This window comes from Methylobacterium crusticola, assembly GCF_003574465.1.
Taxonomy (GTDB): domain Bacteria; phylum Pseudomonadota; class Alphaproteobacteria; order Rhizobiales; family Beijerinckiaceae; genus Methylobacterium; species Methylobacterium crusticola.
In genome coordinates this window covers 24,281-44,046 of record NZ_QOWC01000049.1, presented here as the reverse complement: position 1 = coordinate 44,046, position 19,766 = coordinate 24,281, and the positions used below count along the sequence as shown (strand labels likewise).

Here is a 19,766-nt window from a genome sequence, read left to right as displayed (position 1 = left end):
ATCGAACGATGGTTTTGTTAGACGCTCTTAGCTGGATCCACTATCGCTCGCTGGCTGCGCCAGGGCTCGTGCAGGTCTTCCACAACAAAACCGGTGAACTGGTCGAGCTGCCGCTGTTCGACGCCGATGGCACAGTGCTGTGGCCCGAGTTGATGGAGCGACTCGACGCTGCTCCGAAGCACGGTACCCTGATCGTCACCCGCGACCGCCTCGACCGGCGTCGCAAGGCGCACCTGCCCTGGGGCGAGGACTACTTCCGCCACCGCGTAGCCGATATCCGCGAAACGGCCGGCATCGATCCCGAGGTCAAGTTCATGGGCCTGCGCCATGGCGGCAACGTCGAAGGTGCAGAGGCCGACCTGACAGACGCTCAGCTCCGCACGCTGAGCGGCCATCTGACTACCGCAGCCCTGCTCAGGTACGCGCAAGCGACACCGAAGCAACGGCAGGCGGGAGCGCGGAAACGCTTGGACGCGAGAACGAAGAAGGAAGCTTTGTCGAAATGAGCCGCCGACGCCATGTCGAAATGGCGCCTCATAGATCGGCTAAGTCCTTGAGATGATTGGTGGGTGCACTAGGGCTCGAACCTAGGACCCGCTGATTAAGAGTCAGCTGCTCTACCAACTGAGCTATGCACCCGACGCCCTGGGGCGGCAGCGGGGCGGCCACCAAACCGCCCCGGTCGTGAGGGCATGTAGCGATCCGGCGGGGGGCTGTCCAGCCCCCGGGGGTGCCGAATCGGCATTTTCGCCCGCGGACGGGCGGTCGCGCGCGGCTACTCGGCGGCGGCGTGCTGGGCGTGGAGGCGGCTCGCGCCCGCCAGGAGCTTGTTCAGGGCCGCCAGGTAGGCCTTGGCCGAGGCCACCAGGGTGTCGGGGTCGGCGCCGCGGGCGGTCACGATGCGGTCGGCCTGCTTCAGGCGCACCGAGACCTCGGCCTGCGCGTCCGTGCCCTCCGTGACCGCGTGCACGTCGTAGAGCTCGAGCTTGGCCTCGTGGGGGACCAGCGCCTGGATGGCGTTGAACACGGCGTCGACGGGTCCGTTGCCGTCGGCCTCCTCGGTGGCGACCCGGCCCTCGATGTCGAGCTTCATCGTCGCCCGCTGGGGCCCGCGGGTGCCGGCGATCACCGTCAGCGAGACGAGGCGGATGCGGTCGTGCGCGGTCGCCAGGTTCTCGTCGACCAGGGCCTCGATGTCCTCGTCGTAGACGTGCTTCTTGCGGTCGGCCAGCGCCTTGAAGCGCTCGAAGGCGTCCTGGAACTGGTTGTCGGACAGCCGGTAGCCCATCTCGTCGAGCTTCGAGCGGAAGGCCGCGCGGCCGGAATGCTTGCCCATCACCAGCGAGGTCTTCTGAACGCCGACCGATTCGGGCGTCATGATCTCGTAGGTGGTCTGGTTCTTCAGCATCCCGTCCTGGTGGATGCCGCTCTCGTGCGCGAACGCGTTGCGGCCGACGATGGCCTTGTTGTACTGGACCGGGAAGTGGGTCGCGCCCGCGACGAGCTTCGAGGCGCGCACGAGCTGCGTCGCATCGATGCCGGTCACGTAGGGCAGCACGTCGGAGCGGGTGCGGATCGCCATCACCACCTCCTCCAGGGCCGCGTTGCCGGCGCGCTCGCCGATCCCGTTGATGGTGCACTCGACCTGGCGGGCGCCGCCCTCGATCCCCGCCAGGGAGTTGGCGATGGCGAGGCCGAGGTCGTTGTGGCAGTGGACCGAGAACACCGCCCGGTCGGCGTTCGGGACGCGCTCGCGCACGGCGCGGAACATCGCCCGGTACTCGTCGGGCGTCGCGTAGCCCACCGTGTCGGGCAGGTTGATGGTGGTCGCCCCCATCCGGATCGCCGCCTCGACGCAGCGGCACAGGTAGTCGATCGGCGTGCGGGTCGCGTCCATGGCCGACCACTCGACGTCGTCGATGAGGTCACGGGCCTGGGCCACCGTCTTGACGACGATCTCCAGCACCTCGTCCTCGGTCTTGCGCATCTGGTGGGCGAGGTGGATCGGCGAGGTCGACACGAAGGTGTGGATGCGCCCGCGGCGCGCGATGCGCACCGCCTCGCCGGCCCGGGCGATGTCGGCCGGGATCGCCCGCGCGAGGCCGGCGACGACCGCGGACTTCGCCCGCCGGGCGATCTCGGCCACCGCCTCGAAATCGCCGTTCGAGGCGATCGGGAAGCCGGCCTCGATGATGTCGACGCCCATGGCGTCGAGCATCTCGGCGACCGCGAGCTTCTCCTCCAGGGTCATCGTGGCGCCCGGGCACTGCTCGCCGTCGCGCAGGGTGGTGTCGAAGATCAGCACGCGCTCGGGCGAGGGCGCAGGGCGGGAGGTCGTGTCGGTCATGGCGGGAATCCTGTCTTCGCCCGGGGCGCCTCACGGGGCCGGCCGCACGGGCACGCGTGTCGGAGGAGGGTGTCGGCGGCGCTCCCCTGAAGGCCCAGGCGCACGCCCGGACGGCCCTCAGGGGCGGATAAGGAGGAGGCCGGCGAGGAGACGGCGCGCGCGCGACCGGGCCGCCGCGAGGGCGGCCGTCGGGGTCGGCAGCGGGGAGCCGGCGTGAGCCACGGCCCTTCGTCTCCAGGATCGCACGCGGTGCGGGTCGTGCGCTGTCTAGCGGGGTCCGGGCGCGATGACAAGCCGCAGGTCGCCTCCCGGGGCGCCGACCGCCGCTCCCGCCGGATTGACCGCCCGGAGCCGGCGCGCGACAAGCGTGGCCGCGCGAGCGCGCGCCGCACCGGGGAGAGTCCTGCCGTGTCACCGCATCACAAGCCCGGGCGCGCCCGGCCCCAGAGCACCCGTCCCTCCGTCACCCGCGCCCTGGCCGTCACCGGCGCTTCGGCCGGCATCCTCCTGGCCGCCGGGCTCCTCGGCGGCTGCCAGCCGGGCGCCCCGCCCGCCGCCGCGGTCGGGCCCGCCGCGATCGCGGCGCCGGGGACGGGGGGCTGCGGCCCCGCCGTCGCCCGCACGCAGGCCATCGTCGACAGCGACGTCGCCACCGGCAACCTCAACGCGCCGGTCGGCCGGCGCTTCTCGGCCGATCTCGCCCGCGCCTCCGCCGCCTGCGCGGCCGGCCGCGACGGCGAGGGCCTCGGCCTGCTCGCGGCCGCCAAGGCCCGCTACGGCTACCCCTGAGGCGCCGCGGCGGCCGGGCTCACGGCGCGAAGCGCGCGCCGAGGCTGTAGAGGTCGCCCCGGAAGGTCTGCTGCACGTAGGTCAGCGTCTCCTCGCCGCGCCAGGTCCGGCGCTCGACCGCCAGGCAGGCGCCGCCCGCCGGCAGCTCGAGGGCCCGGGCGACCCGGGCCGAGGCGTTGATCGCGGTGATGCGGTGCTGGGCCTGCGTCCAGGGCACGTGGCGCAGGAGCCAGGTCCCCGGCGGGTCGGTGCTGAAATCCGCCTGCGCCGCGGCCGGCACGGTGACGAGGCTGATCAGGCGCTCCTCCAGGGCGAAGGGGCGGCCGTTGGCGAGGTGGCGGCAGGTCAGCTCGAGCACGGGCTGGCCCGGGACGAGGCCGGAGGCGGCCGGGTCGTGCGGGCCCGCCGCGCGGGTGCGCCGGTGCAGGAGCTCGAGCCCGTAGCGCTCGCCCCGCGCCCCGACCTCGGTCGGGATGTCGGGGATCTGCAGCACCGCCGATTGCAGCGCCGGCTGGGCCACGAACGTGCCGGCCCGCCGCCGCCGCTCGATCAAGCCCGCCTCGGCGAGCCCCGCCAGGACCTTGTTCACGGTCATGCGCGAGCAGCCGTACTGGGCCGTCAGCTCGGACTCGAACGGGATGCGGTGGCCCGGCGGCCACGCGCCCGAGAGGATGCGCGCCTCGAGGTCGCCCCGGATGCGCTCCTTCAAGGTGGCGGGCGCCGGCCGGGTCACGCCAGCAGCCTCCCGAGGGCGGCCCGGTAGCGCGCGGCGATGCGCGGGCCGGCGCGGTGGCGCCCCTGCGCGACCACCTTGCGCCCGGCGCGCCACACGCCGTCGACCGCCCCCGCCCGCGCGGCGAAGATCCAGCCGTCGAGGAGGGCGTCGCCCTCCCGGGCGCACAGCGACGGGTGGTCGGCGTCGAGCGCCACGATGTCGGCGGGGTGGCCCGGGGCGAGGCCCGCCGGGACCCCGAGGGCCTGCGCGCCGCCCGCGAGGCAGGCCGAGACCAGCGTGCGCCCGACCGACGGGGCCTCCCCGGTGACGACGTTGCGGCGCCGGCCCGTGAGGCGCTGGGCGTATTCCAGCAGGCGCAGCTCGTCGGCCGCCGCCACCAGCACGTTCGAGTCGGTGCCGACCCCGTAGCGCCCGCCGGCCGCCGCGTAGGCGGGCAGGGGAAACACGCCGTCGCCGAGATTGGCCTCGGTCATCGGGCACAGGCCCGCCACGGCGCCGCTCGCGGCGAGGCGCCGCGTCTCGTCCGCGCTCATGTGGGTGGCGTGGATCAGGCACCAGCGGGCGTCGACGGGCGCGTGGTCGAGGAGGAGCTCCACCGGCCGCGCCCCCAGGGCGGCGACGCATTCCTCCACCTCCCGCACCTGCTCGGCGGCGTGGATGTGGACCGGGCCGCCCTCGGCGAGGGGCAGGAGCGCGGCGATCTCCGGCAGGGTCGCGGCGCGCAGGCTGTGGGGGGCGAGGCCGACGACGGCCTCCTCGAGGCCCGCGACGGCGCGCCGGCTCCCGGCCATCAGGGCGCCGAAGCCGTCGAGGCCCGAGAGGAAGCGCCGCTGCCCGCGGTGGGGCGCCGCCGGGCCGAAGCCCCCGTGGGCGTAGAACACCGGCAGCAGCGTCAGGCCGATGCCGGTCTCCTGCGCGGCCGCCGCGATGCGGGCCGCCATCTCGGCGGGGTCGGCGTAGGGGCGGCCGTCCGGGTCGTGGTGCAGGTAGTGGAACTCGCCGACCCGGGTGAAGCCCGATTCCAGCATCTCGGCGTAGGCTTGCGCCGCCACGGCCTCGGCATCCTCGGGCGTCATCCGGTCGACGAAGCGGTACATCACCTCGCGCCAGGTCCAGAAATCGTCGTCCGGGGCGCCCCGCGTCTCGGCGAGGCCCGCCATGCCGCGCTGGAAGGCGTGGCTGTGCAGGTTGCACAGGCCCGGCACGCCCGCCCCCGCCACCTCGTCGTCCGGGCCCGCCGCCACGTCCCGGGCGACCGCGGCGATGCGGCCGCCCGCGATGCCGACCCGCACGCCGGAGGCCCAGCCGTCCGGCAGGAGGGCGGTGCGGAACCAGAGGCTGTGCATGATGCGACCCCGCTCGCCGCCCGGGAGGGTGGACAGGCGTCCGGGCGGCTGATTATGTCTATACATACTCGCCTGCCGGCGCCATCCGGGCCTCGACCCGGGAGGGCGGGACGGCGCGCCCCCGAGGAGGGATCCGATGCACGTCGACCGCATCTGGCGCGAGGCCCGCCTCGCGACCCTGCCGGCGCACCGGCCCGGCCTCGGGATCGTCGAGGACGGGGTGGTGGCGGTCCTGGACGGGCGCATCGCCTACGCGGGGCCGGCCGCGGAGGCGCCCGCCCTCGAGGCGCCCGAGACCGTGGCCTGCGAGGGCCGCTGGATCACCCCGGGCCTGATCGACTGCCACACCCACCTCGTCCACGGCGGCGACCGGGCGCAGGAGTTCGAGCGCCGGCTCGCCGGGGCCTCCTACGCGGACATCGCCCGGGCCGGCGGCGGGATCGTCTCCACGGTGCGGGCGACGCGGGCGGCCTCGGAGGCCGAGCTGACCGCGGGCGCGCTCCGGCGCCTCGACGCGCTCCTCGCCGAGGGCGTCACCACCGTGGAGGTGAAGTCCGGCTACGGGCTGTCCCTGGAGGCCGAGGCTGCCTCGCTGCGGGCCGCCCGGGCGCTCGAGGCCTGCCGCCCGGTCACGGTCGCGACCACGTTCCTCGGCGCCCACGCCCTGCCGCCCGAGGAACCGGACGCGGAGCGCTACATCGACGCCGTCTGCGGCACGATGCTGCCGGCCGTCGCCCGGGCGGGGCTCGCCGACGCCGTGGACGCCTTCTGCGAGGGCATCGCGTTCTCGCCCGCGCAGACCGCCCGGGTGTTCGAGGCGGCGCGGGCCCTCGGCCTTCCGGTGAAGCTGCACGCCGACCAGCTCTCGAACCTCGGCGGCGCGGCCCTGGCGGCCCGCTACGGCGCCCTCTCGGCCGACCACCTCGAGTACGCCGACGAGGCCGGCGCCGCCGCCATGGCGGCGGCCGGCACCGTCGCGGTGCTCCTGCCCGGCGCCTTCTACTTCCTGCGCGAGACGAGGCTCCCGCCCGTCGAGGCGTTCCGCCGCCACGGCACCCGGATCGCCCTCGCCACCGACTGCAACCCCGGCAGCGCGCCCCTGACCTCGCTGCTCCTCGTGCTCAACATGGGGGCGACGCTGTTTCGCCTCACCGTCGAGGAGTGCCTCGCCGGCGTCACCCGCGAGGCCGCCCGGGCCCTCGGGCGCCTCGGCGAGGTGGGCACGCTCGATCCCGGCGCGTGGTGCGACCTCGCGATCTGGGACGTCGAGCGGCCGGCCGAGCTCGTCTACCGCATGGGGTTCAACCCGCTGCACGCGCGCATCCGGAGGGGCCGGTGACCACGATCACGCTGAATCCGGGCGCCGTCCCGCTCCGGGCCTGGCGCGCCGTCCTGGAGGGCGCGGGCCTGCGGCTCGACCCCGCCTGCGGGCCCGCCGTCGCCCGCGCCGCCGAGACCGTGGCGGCCATCGTGCTCCGGGGCGAGCCGGTCTACGGCATCAACACGGGCTTCGGGAAGCTCGCGAGCGTGCGCATCGACGCGGCCGACCTCGCGACGCTCCAGCGCAACATCGTGCTCTCGCACGCCGCCGGGGTCGGGGCGCCGATGCCGGTGCCGGTGGCGCGCCTGATGATGGCCCTGAAGCTCGCGAGCCTGGGCCAGGGCGCCTCCGGGGTGCGGCCCGAGACCCTCGCGCTCCTGGCGGGCATGCTCGAGCGGGACCTGACCCCGGTGGTGCCGGAGCAGGGCTCGGTCGGGGCCTCCGGCGACCTCGCGCCCCTCGCCCATCTCGCCTGCGCGATGATCGGCGTCGGCGAGGTCCTGGTCGGGCGCGAGCGCCTGCCGGCCGCCGAGGCGCTGGCGCGGGCGGACCTCGCGCCCCTGGTGCTCGGGCCGAAGGAGGGGCTCGCGCTCCTCAACGGCACGCAGTTCTCGACGGCCTACGCGCTCGCCGGGCTGTTCCGGGCCGAGGACCTCTGGCGCGCCGCCCTCGTGACGGGCGCGCTCTCGGTCGATGCCGCCCGGGGCTCCGACACGCCGTTCGACCCCCGCATCCACCGGCTCCGCCGCCACCGCGGGCAGATCGAGGCGGCCGAGGCGCAGGCGCGGCTGCTCGCCGGGTCGGGCATCCGCGCCTCGCACCTCGTCGGCGACGAGCGGGTGCAGGACCCCTACTGCCTGCGCTGCCAGCCCCAGGTGATGGGGGCGGCCCTCGACCTCCTGCGCCAGGCGGCCGGGACGCTCGGCACGGAGGCGAACGGCGTCTCCGACAATCCCCTGATCTTCCCCGAGACCGGGGAGGCGCTCTCGGGCGGCAACTTCCACGCCGAGCCGGTGGCCTTCGCGGCCGACATGATCGCCCTCGCGGTCTGCGAGATCGGCTCCCTGGCGGAGCGCCGCGTCGCCATGCTGGTCGACCCGGCCCTGTCCTCGGGCCTGCCGCCCTTCCTGACGCCCCGGCCGGGGCTGAATTCCGGCTTCATGATCCCCCAGGTCACCGCGGCGGCCCTCGTCTCCGAGAACAAGCAGCGCGCCCACCCGGCCAGCGTCGACTCGATCCCGACCTCCGCCAACCAGGAGGATCACGTCTCGATGGCGGCCCACGGCGCCCGGCGCCTGCTGCCGATGGTCGAGAACGCCGTGGCGGTGGTGGCCATCGAGCTGCTGGCGGCCGGGCAGGGCTGCGACTTCCTGGCGCCGCTGCGGTCGAGCCGGCCGCTCGAGGCGGTGCGGGCCGCCCTGCGGGCGGCGGTGCCGGCCCTCGACGAGGACCGCTACTTCCACCCCGACCTCGAGCGGGCGACCGACCTCGTGCGCAGCGGCGCCGTGGTGGCCGCCGCGGGCGAGCCTCTGCCGGCCCTGGACGGGGCGGCCGCCCCGTGAGGCCCGCCGCCCGCTCCCGGACCGGACGGGGGCGCGGCGGTCCCCGACCCGGACCTCTCCTCAAGCCCAGGGCCCAGCCATGACCCGCATCGACAACGCCCGCACGATCCGCGCGCCCCGCGGCACGGCGCTCACCGCCAAGAGCTGGCTCACCGAGGCGCCGCTCCGGATGCTGATGAACAACCTCGATCCGGACGTGGCCGAGCGCCCGGGCGAGCTCGTGGTCTACGGCGGCATCGGCCGGGCGGCGCGGGACTGGGCGAGCTTCGACCGCATCGTGGCGGCCCTGCGCGACCTCGACGACGACCAGACCCTGCTGGTGCAGTCGGGCAAGCCCGTCGGCGTGTTCCGCACCCATCCGGACGCGCCGCGGGTGCTGATCGCCAACTCCAACCTCGTGCCGCACTGGGCGACCTGGGAGCATTTCCACGAGCTCGATCGCAAGGGCCTGATGATGTACGGCCAGATGACGGCCGGGTCCTGGATCTACATCGGCAGCCAGGGCATCGTGCAGGGCACCTACGAGACCTTCGTGGAGATGGGGCGCCAGCATTACGGCGGCAGCCTCGCGGGGCGCTGGATCCTCACGGCGGGCCTGGGGGGGATGGGCGGGGCCCAGCCCCTGGCCGCCGCCATGGCGGGCGCCTCCTGCCTCGCGGTCGAGTGCCGGGCGAGCAGCATCGAGTTCCGCCTGCGCACCGGCTACGTCGACGTCCAGGCCCGCGACCTCGACGAGGCGCTGGCGCTGATCGAGGAATCCTGCCGCGCCGGCACGCCGCGCTCGGTGGCCCTGCTCGGCAACGCCGCCGAGGTCTTCGCCGAGCTCCAGCGCCGCGGCGTGCGGCCCGACTGCGTCACCGACCAGACCTCGGCCCACGACCCGGTCAACGGCTACCTGCCGGCCGGCTGGTCGGTGGCCGAGTGGGACGCGCGCCGCGAGAGCGACCCCGCCGCCGTCGCGGCGGCGGCCCGGCGCTCCATGGCGGCGCACGTGCGGGCGATGCTCGCGTTCCACCGCGCCGGGGTGCCGACGGTGGATTACGGCAACAACATCCGGCAGATGGCCCTGGAGGAGGGGGTCGCCGACGCCTTCGACTTCCCGGGCTTCGTGCCGGCCTACATCCGGCCGCTGTTCTGCCGCGGCGTCGGGCCGTTCCGCTGGTGCGCCCTCTCGGGGGACCCGGAGGACATCTACCGCACCGACGCCATGGTGAAGCAGGTCCTGCCCGACGACGCCCACCTGCACCGCTGGCTCGACATGGCCCGGGACAGGATCCGGTTCCAGGGCCTGCCGGCGCGGATCTGCTGGGTGGGGCTCGGCGACCGCCACCGCCTCGGCCTCGCCTTCAACGCGATGGTGCGCAGCGGCGCCCTCAAGGCCCCGATCGTGATCGGCCGCGACCACCTCGATTCGGGCTCGGTCGCCTCGCCGAACCGCGAGACCGAGGCCATGCGCGACGGGTCCGACGCCGTCTCGGACTGGCCGCTGCTCAACGCGCTCCTCAACACCGCGTCCGGCGCCACCTGGGTCTCGCTGCACCACGGCGGCGGCGTCGGCATGGGCTTCTCGCAGCACGCCGGCATGGTGATCGTCTGCGACGGCAGCGAGGCCGCCGACCGCCGCCTCGAGCGCGTCCTGTGGAACGACCCCGCCACGGGCGTCATGCGCCACGCCGACGCGGGCTACGCGGAGGCGGCCGACTGCGCCCGCGCGCACGGATTGAGCCTGCCGGGGCTCGCCTGAGCCCGCGCCGCCGGCCCGGAGGCGGGCTGCCCGCCCCCGGCGTCGCGCTCGAAGCGCACGCCGCGCTCGGCCGCGTTGCGCCGCCGGGTCCCTGGCGGGAAGTCCCGCGCCGGACCGGTGCCCGCGCCGGACCGGTGCCCGCGCCGGACCGGTGCCCGCGCCGGCAGGCGGGCGTCCTAGCGCCAGGCCGTCAGGCTCTCGCCGATGCTCTCGATGTCGCCGTTGGCGGCCTGCATGCGGTCCGTCATCTCGCGGGTGGCCTCGCGCTGCGTCTCGACCGCCGCCGTGGCCTGGGTCACGAAGCGCTGCACCGAGCCGATCGCCGTGCTGATCGACGCGAGCGTGTCGGCCACGTTCCCCGACACCGCCTGCATGGCGGCGATCTCCTCGGAGATCCGGGCCGTCGCCACGGTGGCCTGGGTGGCGAGGCTCTTGACCTCGTTCGCCACGATCGCGAAGCCCTTGCCGGCCTGGCCGGCGCGCATCGCCTCGATGGTGGCGTTGAGGGCGAGCAGGTTGATCTGCTCGGCGATCTTCGTGATGGTCTGCACCACCCCGTCGAGGGCCTCGGTGGCGCCCCGCAGGGTGTCGGTCGACTTGTCGGCGGAGCGGGCCTTGTCGTGGATCTCGTCGACCGCGGACTTCGAGCGGTTCATCGCCTCGGCGACGCCCGCCACCGACGTGCTCATCGCGCCGGCCGCGAGGGTCATCGAGCGCACGGTCATGAGCGTCTGCGCCGTGGCCTGGACGGCGCGGTTGCGCGACGCGATGTTGCCGGTCACGTCGACCGTGTACTTGACGATCTTGAACGGCCGGCCGCTGGCATCGAGGATCGGGCTGTAGGTCGCCTGGATGGCGACCGGGCGGCCGTTCTTGCCCACCCGCTCGAAGATCGCCGAGACGTACTCGCCCCGGCGCAGGTTCCGCCAGAAATCCTGGTACTCGCGGGTCGCCGCGAAGGCGCGCTCGACGAACATCTCGTGGTGCTTGCCCCGGACCTCGCCGATCCGGTAGCCCATCGTGTCGAGGAAGTTGTCGTTGGCGTCGAGCAGGAGCCCGTCGAGGTCGAAATGCGCCACCCCGTGCGAGCGGCTGATCGCGTCGATCTGGCTGCCGGAGGCCGCCCTCATGCGCTTCTCGTCCGTCACGTCGGTGGCGAACTTCACCACCCTGACCACCTCGCCCTCCGGTCCGATGATCGGGTTGTAGGTCGCCTGGATCCAGACCTCGCGGCCGTCCTTGCCCCGGCGCCGGAACTCCGCCTGCTGGAACTCGCCGCGGGCGAGCCGGGCCCAGAAATCCGTGTAGTCCCAGCTCCGGGCGACGTCCGGCTCCACCAGCACGCGATGGTGGCGGCCCTGTATGTCCGCCAGCGCGTAGCCGAGCGCGTCGAGGATGTTGCGGTTCGCGTCGAGGATGATGCCGTCCGTCGAGAAGGACATCACGCCCTGCGACTTGCGGATCGCCGTGATCTCGCCGGCGTGGTCGATGGTCCGCAGCTTCTGCTCGGTGACGTCGGTCGCGAGCTTGACGATGCCGACGGCGTCGCCCCGGCGGTTGAGGATCGGGTTGTAGGTGGCCTGGATCCAGATCTCCCGCCCGCCCTTGCCGAGGCGCTTGTACGCGGCGGCCTGGAAGTGGCCCTGCTTCAGCTCCTGCCAGAACCGGTCGTACGCCTCGCCGGTCGCGTCGGTCGCGGAGACGAACATCCGGTGGTGCTGGCCGATCAGCTCGTGCTTCCCGTAGGCGAACAGATCGAGGAAGTTCTGGTTGGCGTCGAGGATGACCCCGTCCATCGACAGCTCGATGATCGCGAGCGACCTGTCGAGGGCATCCAGCCGCGCCGGCGCGCTGCCCGCGCCGGTCTTCCTGTTCACCATGCCAAGCATCGTCTCGCCCCCGCCGACGAGGCGAACATAGGAAACAATGCTTAACGCTACGTAATGAAGATGACTCTAGGTCATGGAACGTCATCGAGCGCCGGCGCGGCGCCGGATGCGGCCGGCGCGGCGCGGTGCGCCCCGGGGGCGGCCGCGAACAAGGCCCGGGTGTAGGCGTGGCGCGGGTTGGCGAAGACCGCGGCGGTCTCGCCCTCCTCCACCACCTGCCCGTTGAGCATCACGACGATGCGGTCGCAGAGCCGGGCCGCGACCCGCAGGTCGTGGGTGATGAACAGGATCGCGAGGTTGAGCCGCGCGCGCACGCCCTCGAGGAGGTCGAGCACCTGCGCCTGGACCGAGACGTCGAGGGCCGAGACCGCCTCGTCGGCGATCAGGAGGTCCGGCTCCATGGCGAGCGCCCGCGCGATGGCGATGCGCTGGCGCTGGCCGCCCGAGAACTCGTGCGGGAAGCGGTCGAGCGCCCCGGCGTCGAGGCCCACGAGGTCCATGAGGTCGCGGGCCCGGGCCCAGGCCGTCTCGCGGGGCGTGCCGTAGTTGAGCGGCCCCTCGACGATCGAGGGGCCGACCCGGCGGCGGGGGTTGAGCGAGCGGTAGGGATCCTGGAAGATCACCTGGACGCGCCGGCGGTGCGGGTGCAGGGCGCGGACCGACAGGCCGGCGATGTCCTCGCCGTCGAGGCGGATCTCGCCGCCGGTCGGGTCGACGAAGCGGGCGATGCAGCGGGCGAGCGTCGACTTGCCGGAGCCCGACTCGCCCACGATGCCGAGGGTCTCGCCGGGCTGGAGCGCCACCGTCACGCCGTCGAGGGCCCGCACGGTGCGCCCGGCCCGGCCGAGCAGGCCCCCGCCGTAGGTCTTCTCCAGGGCCTTCGTGGCCAGCACCGGGGCGACCGGGGCGGGGCGCGGGCGCGGCGGGGGCGGCACCGCGTCCGGCACGGCGGCGATGAGCATCCGCGTGTAGGGGTCCTGGGGGTTGCGCAGCACCGCCGCGGCGCTGCCCTCCTCGACGAGGCGGCCGTAGCGCATCACCGCGACCCGGTCGGCGATCTCGGCGACGACGCCGAAATCGTGGGTGATGAACAGGATGCCGGCGTCGCGCCGCGCCTGGAGCTCCCGCATCAGCTTCAGGATCTGGGCCTGGGTCGTGACGTCGAGGGCCGTCGTCGGCTCGTCGGCGATGATCAGGGCCGGGTCGTTGGCGAGCGCCATGGCGATCATCACGCGCTGGCGCTGGCCGCCCGAGAGCTGATGCGGGTAGGCGCCGGCCATGCGCTCCGGGTCGGGCAGGTGCACGTCCCGCATCAGCGCGAGCACCCGGGCGCGCCGCTCCCGGGCGTTGAGGCGGTCGGCGTGGGCCTCCAGCACCTCGTCGATCTGGGCGCCGACCTTCAGGACCGGGTTCAGGGCCGTCATCGGCTCCTGGAACACCATCGCCATCCGGCTGCCCCGCAGGGCGCGCAGGCGCGCGCGGCCCGCCGCCAGCACGTCCTCGCCCTGGAGCAGGATGCGGCCGCCCGAGGCCCTGAGGATCGGCGGCAGCAGGCCCATCACGGCGTGCGCGGTGACCGACTTGCCGGAGCCCGATTCGCCGACGACGCAGAGGATCTCGCCCGGCGCCACCCGCAGGGACAGGGCCTCCACCGCGTGGGCGCGGTCGCCGACGCGGGGCAGGGGGATCGTGAGGCCCTGGATGTCGAGGACGGGGGCGGTGCTCACCGCAGGCTCCCGACGCGGCGGGCGAGGCGCGGGTCGAGGGAATCGCGCAGGCCGTCGCCGAGGATGTTCACGGCCAGCACCGTCGCGGCGACGCACAGGCCCGGGAACAGGATCACCCAGGGGGCGAGCTGGAACGCCTGCCGGCCCTCCGCCATGATGTTGCCCCAGCTCGGCACCTCGGTCGGGATGCCGGCGCCGAGGAAGCTCAGGATCGCCTCCGTGAGGATCGCCGAGGCGCAGACGTAGGTGCCCTGCACGATCAGCGGCGCGATGGTGTTGGGCAGGATGTGGCGCCAGAGCAGCAGCGGCAGGCGCGTGCCGGCGCCGATCGCCGCCTCGACGTAGGGCTCCTCGCGCACCGTCAGCACGACGCCGCGCACGAGCCGGGCGACCCGGGGGATCTCCGGGATCGTGATCGCGACGATCACCGTCAGGAGGTTGGCCCCCGACAGGGTCACGAGGGCGATGGCGAGCAGGATCGACGGGATCGCCATCACGCCGTCCATGACCCGCATCACCACCGCGTCGAGGAACCGGACGTAGCCGGCGACGAGCCCGATCGCGAGCCCGACCGCCACCGCCACGGCGGCGACCGAGAAGCCGATCATCAGCGAGACCCGGGCCCCGTAGACGACCCGGCTGTAGACGTCGCGCCCGAAGGCGTCGGTGCCGAACCAGGCCGCCCCGGAGGGCGGGCGCAGGCGCAGGCGCGGCCGGAGCTGGACCGGGTCGACGGTGCCGAGCCAGGGCGCCGCCAGGGCCGCCACCAGCACCAGCGCCAGCACGGCGAGGCCGAACAGCACGCCCGGGTGGCGCAGGGCCGGCGGCAGCGCCCAGTCCCGGCGGGCCGGCGCGGGACGGGGCGGCGCCCCGGCCTGGTCGAGGGCGGTCAATAGCGGATCCTCGGGTCGAAGAGCAGGTAGGCGAGGTCGATGCCGAGGTTCACCAGGACGTAGAGGGCGGAGAACAGCAGGATCACGCCCTGGATGACCGGGTAGTCCCGGGCCAGCACCGCGTCGACGGTGAGGCGCCCGAGGCCCGGGAGGTTGAACACACTCTCGGTCACCACGACGCCGCTGATCAGGAGCGCGATGCCGAGCCCGATGACCGAGATCACCGGCACGGCGGCGTTGCGCAGGGCGTGGCGGGTGAGCACGCGGGGCTCGCGCACGCCCTTGGCGCGGGCGGTGCGGATGTAGTCCTCGCCGAGCACCTCGAGCATGCTCGCCCGCGTGGTGCGGGCGATGAGCGCGATGTAGATCACCGACAGGGTCAGGGTCGGCAGGATCAGCCGCTCGATGAAGGGGCCGAAGCCCTGGGCGAGGGACACGTAGCCCTGGACCGGCAGCAGGCGCAGGTTCATGGCGACGCCGAAGATCCAGAGGTAGCCGAGCACGAAGACCGGCACCGAGAAGCCGATCACCGAGAACGCCATGACGCCCCGGTCGACCCAGGTGCCGTGGCGCCAGGCCGCCACCACGCCGAGGGGCACCGCCACCGCTACCGCGAACAGGATGGTGGTGCAGGCGAGGGCGAGCGTCGGCTCGATCCGGTCGCCGATCAGCCGGGCCACCGGCTGGTTCGAGATGATCGAGGTGCCGAGATCCCCGTGCAGCAGGCGCCAGAGCCAGCCGCCGAACTGCTCCAGCATCGGCTGGTCGAGGCCGAGCCGCGCCCGGATCGCCGCGATCTGCTCCGGGGTCGCCGCGTCGCCCGCCAGGATCGCTGCCGGGTCGCCGGGGGCGAGCCGCAGGAGCGCGAACACGATCACCGCCACGACCCCCATCACCGGGAGCGTGGCGGCGAGCCGCCCCGCGATGAAACGGCTCATCATGGCGGCTACTTCTTCTCGATGTTCCAGAACACCGGCGCCGGCCCGTCGAGCACGCCCGTGACCGCGGACCGGTAGGCGAGCGGCGAGGTGTACTGGCCGGTCGGGAAGTAGAAGCCCATCTCGTAGGCCCGCTTCTGCACCGCGGCGGCGAGCTCCTTCTGCTTGCCGGCGTCGGTCTCCCGGGCGTAGGCGTCGCGCAGCGACTCGATCTCGGGATCCTCGGCCCAGCCGAACCAGCCGCCGACCTTGCCCTTGCCGTTCACCCCGACATTGGCGATGGGGTTGAGCATGTCGGCGTTGACCCAGGAGGTGTGGAAGACGTTCCAGCCGCCCTGGTCCACCGGATCCTGCTTGGCGCGCCGGCCGACCAGGGTCTGCCAGTCCATCGACTGCAGGTCGACCTTCATGCCGATGGCGCGCAGCGCCTGGGCGGTCACGGGGGCGAGGGGCGCCACGATGGCGAGGTCGGTGGGCTGCATGATCACCACCGGCCGCCCGTCGTAGCCGCCCTCCTTGAGGAGCTGCTTGGCCTTGGCGAGGTCGGGCTTGGGCGGCGCGCCCGCATCCGTGGCGTTCGGCGTCCCGCAGACGAACATCGCCAGGCAGGGCTGCATGAAGTCCGGGTTGCCGATCTGCGCGTCGAGGTAGTCCTGCTGGTTCACCGCCCACAGCACGGCCTGGCGGATCTTCGGGTTGTCGAAGGGCGGGTTCAGCCAGTTCATGCGCAGCATGCTGGAGAAGCCGAGCTTGTTGTAGTTGTTGATGACGATGCCCTTCTGGCCCTTCAGGACCGGCAGGAAATCGTGCGGCGGCTGCTCGATGTAGTCGATCTCGCCGTTGATGAGGGCGTTCACGGCGGTCTGGTAGTCGGGAATGTTGATCCACTCGACGCGGTCGAGCTTCGCCACCTTGCCGCCGGCGAGCCAGGACGGGGCCTCGGGGCGCGGCAGGTAGTCGGGGTTCTTCTCGTACACGACCTTGAGGCCGGGCTGGAACTCGCCCTTGACGAAGCGGAACGGGCCCGAGCCGATCTCCTCCGGGACGTTGCGGTCGGCAGGCGTCTCGGCCATCCGCCTGGGCATGATGAAGGGCACGTTCGAGGACGGCTTGCCGAGGGACGCCAGCACCAGCCCGTAGGGCTGCTTGAGCGTCAGCGTGAAGGTCTTGTCGTCGGCGGCCTTCAGGGCGGCGGTGTACTCCATGAGCTTCTGGCCCATGCCGTCGCGCTTGCCCCAGCGCTGGATCGACGCGATGCAATCCTCGGAGGTGACGGGCGCGCCGTCATGGAACTTGAGCCCGTCGCGCAGGGTGAACGTGTAGGTCAGCTTGTCGTCGCTGACCTTGTACTCCTTGAGCATCTGCGGCTTGATCTCGAAGTGCTCGTCGGTCGCGAAGAGCGTGTCGTAGATCATGTAGCCGTGGTTGCGGGCGATGTAGGCCGTGGTGATGATCGGGTCGGTGATGCGCAGGCCCGAATGCATCACGACCTTGAGCACCGACTTGCCCTGGGCCGAGGCCGGGCCGGCCGCGCCCGCGAGCGCCGCTCCCACCGCCGCCGCCACGAACCGCCTCGTCAGACCTGCGCGCATGCCATGCTCCCCCCGTCGCGTCCGGCGCCCCCATGCAGGGGGCGGGCCACCCCGCGGCGCGCATCAAGCCGGAGGCGGCGGCCGGTGTCCAGGGGCGGGCGGGATCGAGCCCGGGCGGGCGCCGCCCTCACGCGAGCGTCGCCAGCAGCTCCGCGAACAGCCGCGTCCGCCGCACCAGGCTCTCCACCTCGATATGCTCCTCCAGCGTGTGGTAGCCCCGGCCGATCACCCCGAGCCCGTCGAGGGTCGGGATGCCGAGCGCGCCCGTGAAGTTGCCGTCCGAGCCGCCGCCGGCGCTGCGGTGCGGCAGGGGCTGCCCGAGGGCCTCGGCGAGGCCCCGGGCGGTCTCGTAGAGGGCCATGGCCCCGGCATCCGGCTCCCAGACCGGGCGGGTGACGCCGCGGGTCACCGTGATGGTCACGTCGTCCGCGGTCCCGGACAGGGCCAGCATGCGGGCGACGCCGCGGTCGAGGTCGGCCTGGCGCTTGGCCATGCTCAGGGCCTCGGCCCGGCAGGTCGTGGCGACGCAGTTCACCCACTGCCCGCCCCGCACCACGCCGACGCTGAAGGTGCAGTCGTCGCTGCTCATGGCGTCGACCGCCAGGATGGTGCGGGCCATGGCGCGCACCGCCGAGCGGCCCTCGCCGGGGCGCGAGCCGGCGTGGCTCGGGCGGCCCAGGGCCTCGAGGTCGAAGCGCGCGATGGCGTAGCGCCCGGTGACGACGCCGTTGCCCTCGTGCCCGGGCTCGGGCACCAGCACGACGCGGTGGCGCCGCGCCTCCGCCTCGATCAGGTCGCGGGTCGAGGGGCTGCCGATCTCCTCGTCGGAGGTGAACAGCATCGTGACCGGCAGGGGCGTCGCGACGCCGGCGCGCGCGAGCGCCCGGACAGCCTCGAGCGCGACGAGGTTGCCGCCCTTCATGTCGAGGATGCCGGGGCCGTAGCAGCGCCCGTCCTCGTGCCGCCAGGGCAGGCGCGCCAGGGTGCCGACGGGGTGCACCGTGTCCATGTGGCCGAGGACCAGGATGCCGGGCGCGTCGCCGTCCGGATGGGGGAAGCGGGCGCGCACGCAGTCGCCGAGGCCCATCCGGCCCGGGATGATCTCGATGCGCGCCCCCGCGAGGGCGAGGTCGCGGGCGGCGAGCGCCATCATGCGGTTGACGGCCGGCGCGTCGAAGGTCGGGCTCTCGCACTCGACCCAGGGGCGCAGGGACGCCAGCATCGCCTCGGCGTCGAGGGCGAGGTCAAGGCTCATCGGGCTTCCTCCGCGAAGGGGTCGGCGACCCGCGGCCAGTAGGGGGCGGGGCGCTTCAGGTACGGGATGGCGGCGTAGTCCGGCGGGCAGGCGCCCGGTGCCGCGACGTACAGCACCCGGCTCGCCACCGGCGCGAAGGCGGCGTGGAAGTGCTGCATCGACTTGACCACGACGATCCGCTTGTCGTCGAGCGCGAGGCCGAGCCCCGTGAAGGCGTCGGGCGCGAAGGGCTGCTGGCGGTGCGTGGTGAGCACGAGGTGGAGGCCGTCGGCCTCGACCCAGGCGCTCGGGCCGAGCACGGCGCGCCCGCCGCTGAGCCCCCCTTGCGTGTGGTGCTCCGACAGCCCCCGCACGGTGACGGCGAGGTCGACCGGATCACCCGAGGCGACGCCGCACTTGCCGCCGACCCGCAGGGTGAAGCGGGCGCCGACCCCCGCCTCCCGGCAGATCGCGACCGCGCCCGGGTCCCAGTAGAGCCCGCTCGCGGCGTCGCGCACGCCCCGCTCCACGAGCCGGCGCAGGACCGCGGTGTTGTCCGAGGGCGCCCCGGCCCCGGCATTGTCGGCGATGTCGGCCAGCACCACCGGGCGCGGGTCGCGCGAGGCGAGGGCGGCGTCGATCGCCCCGTCGATGGTGTCGTGGCGCGTCTCCGCCTCCGCGCGCATCGCCCACAGCTCCTCGCCCAGCGTGCGGGCGAGGGCCGCGGCCCGGGCGGCGTCCCCGTCCGCCACCACCAGCATCCTGGCGCCGACCTCGGGCACGTCGCCCCACGGGAAGCCGTGCCCGAACGAGACCGACAGGATGCCGTCGCGGCCCTCGAGCGCGCTCATCCGGTCGACGAAGCGCCGCACCGGCGGGTGGGAGGTCCGCCACATGCTGACCATGCGGCAATCGTGGTAGGCCATCACGGGCCGGATGCGCCCCTCGGCGGCGCCCATCACCAGCCCGTAGAGGTCGCGGGCGCGCTCGGCGATGTCGGTGTGAGGATATTCCTTGTAGATCACCATGACGTCGGCGGCCGCGCGCATCGTCTCGGTCAGGTGGCAGTGCAGGTCGAGCTCGATCCCGACCGTCACCCCGGGGCCGACCATCGCCCGCACCCGCGCGAGGGTGTCGCCCTCGCAATCGTCGTAGCCCTCCGCCACCATGGCGCCGTGCATGAACAGCAGCACCGCGTCGACGGGCAGCGCGGCCTCGAGGTCGGCGAGCAGGGTGTCGCGCAGCTCCTCGTAGACGTCCCGGAGCGTGATGCCGCCGGGCTGCGCGAAGGTGGTGAGGCTCTCCACCACGGCATGGCCGTCGGCCTCCGCGAGGCGGCGCCAGGTGATCGTGCCGAGGTTGCTCAGGCGGGGCGGGTTGCGGCTGCCGTCGCGGCGGGCGTAGTCGGCCAGGAAGGCGGAGCGACCGGTCGGCAGGGGCGCGAAGGTGTTGGTCTCGGTCGCCAGGCCGGCGAGGAACAGCTTTTTCACGCGCACAGGGCTCCTTGGCGTGCGGACGGGCGGCAGAGTTCTGCAATTCGCGCGCCCGCGCAATTCGGGCGGCGGGAAAAACCGCGCAGGCGCGTGTCGGGGCCGGGCCGGCGCGACCGTCCTGAGGCCCGAGCCCGCGCGACGGGCGGCGCCCGCCT

The 19,766-nt window shown here is 73.8% G+C and carries 15 protein-coding genes and 1 tRNA gene; 5 read left to right on the top strand and 11 right to left on the bottom strand.

What is annotated here, in order from left to right:
* Positions 1–506, top strand: a 506-nt coding sequence (locus DT057_RS18395; RefSeq protein WP_203236314.1) for a site-specific integrase, incomplete at its 5' end; no start/stop codon positions are given.
* 57 nt (positions 507–563) lie between these two features.
* Here the strand turns inward: DT057_RS18395 and DT057_RS18390 are convergent.
* Both DT057_RS18390 and DT057_RS18385 read right to left on the bottom strand, forming a co-directional pair.
* Positions 564–639: transfer RNA gene (locus DT057_RS18390), tRNA-Lys, on the bottom strand.
* A gap of 136 nt (positions 640–775) precedes the next feature.
* Positions 776–2,347: a 2-isopropylmalate synthase gene (locus DT057_RS18385; RefSeq protein WP_128563554.1), complete on the bottom strand. Its 1,572-nt coding sequence runs from the start codon at positions 2,345–2,347 to the stop codon at positions 776–778.
* A gap of 474 nt (positions 2,348–2,821) precedes the next feature.
* Here DT057_RS18385 and DT057_RS18380 point away from each other — a divergent pair, with 474 nt between their 5' ends.
* Positions 2,822–3,136: a hypothetical protein gene (locus tag DT057_RS18380; protein WP_128563559.1), complete on the top strand. Its 315-nt coding sequence runs from the start codon at positions 2,822–2,824 to the stop codon at positions 3,134–3,136.
* A gap of 19 nt (positions 3,137–3,155) precedes the next feature.
* Here the strand turns inward: DT057_RS18380 and hutC are convergent, their stop codons facing one another.
* Together hutC and DT057_RS18370 are read right to left on the bottom strand one after the other, a co-directional pair.
* Positions 3,156–3,869, bottom strand: coding sequence for a histidine utilization repressor (gene hutC, locus DT057_RS18375; RefSeq protein ID WP_203236313.1), 714 nt, complete (start codon positions 3,867–3,869; stop codon positions 3,156–3,158).
* Positions 3,866–5,218 (bottom strand): formimidoylglutamate deiminase, encoded by a 1,353-nt coding sequence (locus DT057_RS18370; RefSeq protein ID WP_128563553.1) that lies wholly within the window; start codon positions 5,216–5,218, stop codon positions 3,866–3,868. Before DT057_RS18370 ends, hutC begins: the two co-directional genes overlap by 4 nt.
* 136 nt (positions 5,219–5,354) lie before the next feature.
* Here DT057_RS18370 and hutI point away from each other — a divergent pair, with 136 nt between their 5' ends.
* The 3 genes from hutI (at position 5,355) to hutU (ending at position 9,845) form a co-directional block, all read left to right on the top strand.
* Complete coding sequence (hutI, locus tag DT057_RS18365; protein ID WP_128563552.1) at positions 5,355–6,557, top strand: imidazolonepropionase; 1,203 nt, start codon at positions 5,355–5,357, stop codon at positions 6,555–6,557.
* Complete coding sequence (gene hutH, locus DT057_RS18360) at positions 6,554–8,101, top strand: histidine ammonia-lyase (RefSeq protein ID WP_128563551.1); 1,548 nt, start codon at positions 6,554–6,556, stop codon at positions 8,099–8,101. The genes hutI and hutH overlap by 4 nt, the downstream gene beginning before the upstream one ends.
* 79 nt (positions 8,102–8,180) lie before the next feature.
* Positions 8,181–9,845, top strand: a complete 1,665-nt coding sequence (gene hutU, locus DT057_RS18355; protein ID WP_128563550.1) for a urocanate hydratase — start codon at positions 8,181–8,183, stop codon at positions 9,843–9,845.
* Between the two features lie 176 nt (positions 9,846–10,021).
* Here hutU and DT057_RS18350 read toward each other — a convergent pair whose 3' ends face one another.
* From DT057_RS18350 to DT057_RS18320, 7 genes are all read right to left on the bottom strand, one after another.
* The gene (locus DT057_RS18350) at positions 10,022–11,725 is read right to left on the bottom strand and encodes a methyl-accepting chemotaxis protein (protein ID WP_162501441.1); all 1,704 of its coding nucleotides are present in this window, start codon (positions 11,723–11,725) and stop codon (positions 10,022–10,024) included.
* 80 nt (positions 11,726–11,805) lie between these two features.
* Positions 11,806–13,461, bottom strand: coding sequence for a dipeptide ABC transporter ATP-binding protein (locus DT057_RS18345; protein ID WP_128563548.1), 1,656 nt, complete (start codon positions 13,459–13,461; stop codon positions 11,806–11,808).
* Positions 13,458–14,354 (bottom strand): ABC transporter permease, encoded by an 897-nt coding sequence (locus DT057_RS18340; protein WP_407068067.1) that lies wholly within the window; start codon positions 14,352–14,354, stop codon positions 13,458–13,460. The genes DT057_RS18345 and DT057_RS18340 overlap by 4 nt, the downstream gene beginning before the upstream one ends.
* Positions 14,351–15,292, bottom strand: coding sequence for an ABC transporter permease (locus tag DT057_RS18335; protein ID WP_128563556.1), 942 nt, complete (start codon positions 15,290–15,292; stop codon positions 14,351–14,353). Before DT057_RS18335 ends, DT057_RS18340 begins: the two co-directional genes overlap by 4 nt.
* An 8-nt stretch (positions 15,293–15,300) precedes the next feature.
* Positions 15,301–16,884 (bottom strand): ABC transporter substrate-binding protein, encoded by a 1,584-nt coding sequence (locus tag DT057_RS18330; protein ID WP_128563547.1) that lies wholly within the window; start codon positions 16,882–16,884, stop codon positions 15,301–15,303.
* Between the two features lie 127 nt (positions 16,885–17,011).
* Positions 17,012–18,139, bottom strand: a complete 1,128-nt coding sequence (locus tag DT057_RS18325) for a M20/M25/M40 family metallo-hydrolase (protein WP_128563546.1) — start codon at positions 18,137–18,139, stop codon at positions 17,012–17,014.
* Complete coding sequence (locus DT057_RS18320; RefSeq protein WP_128563545.1) at positions 18,136–19,608, bottom strand: M81 family metallopeptidase; 1,473 nt, start codon at positions 19,606–19,608, stop codon at positions 18,136–18,138. Before DT057_RS18320 ends, DT057_RS18325 begins: the two co-directional genes overlap by 4 nt.
* Between the last annotated feature and the right edge of the window lie 158 nt (positions 19,609–19,766).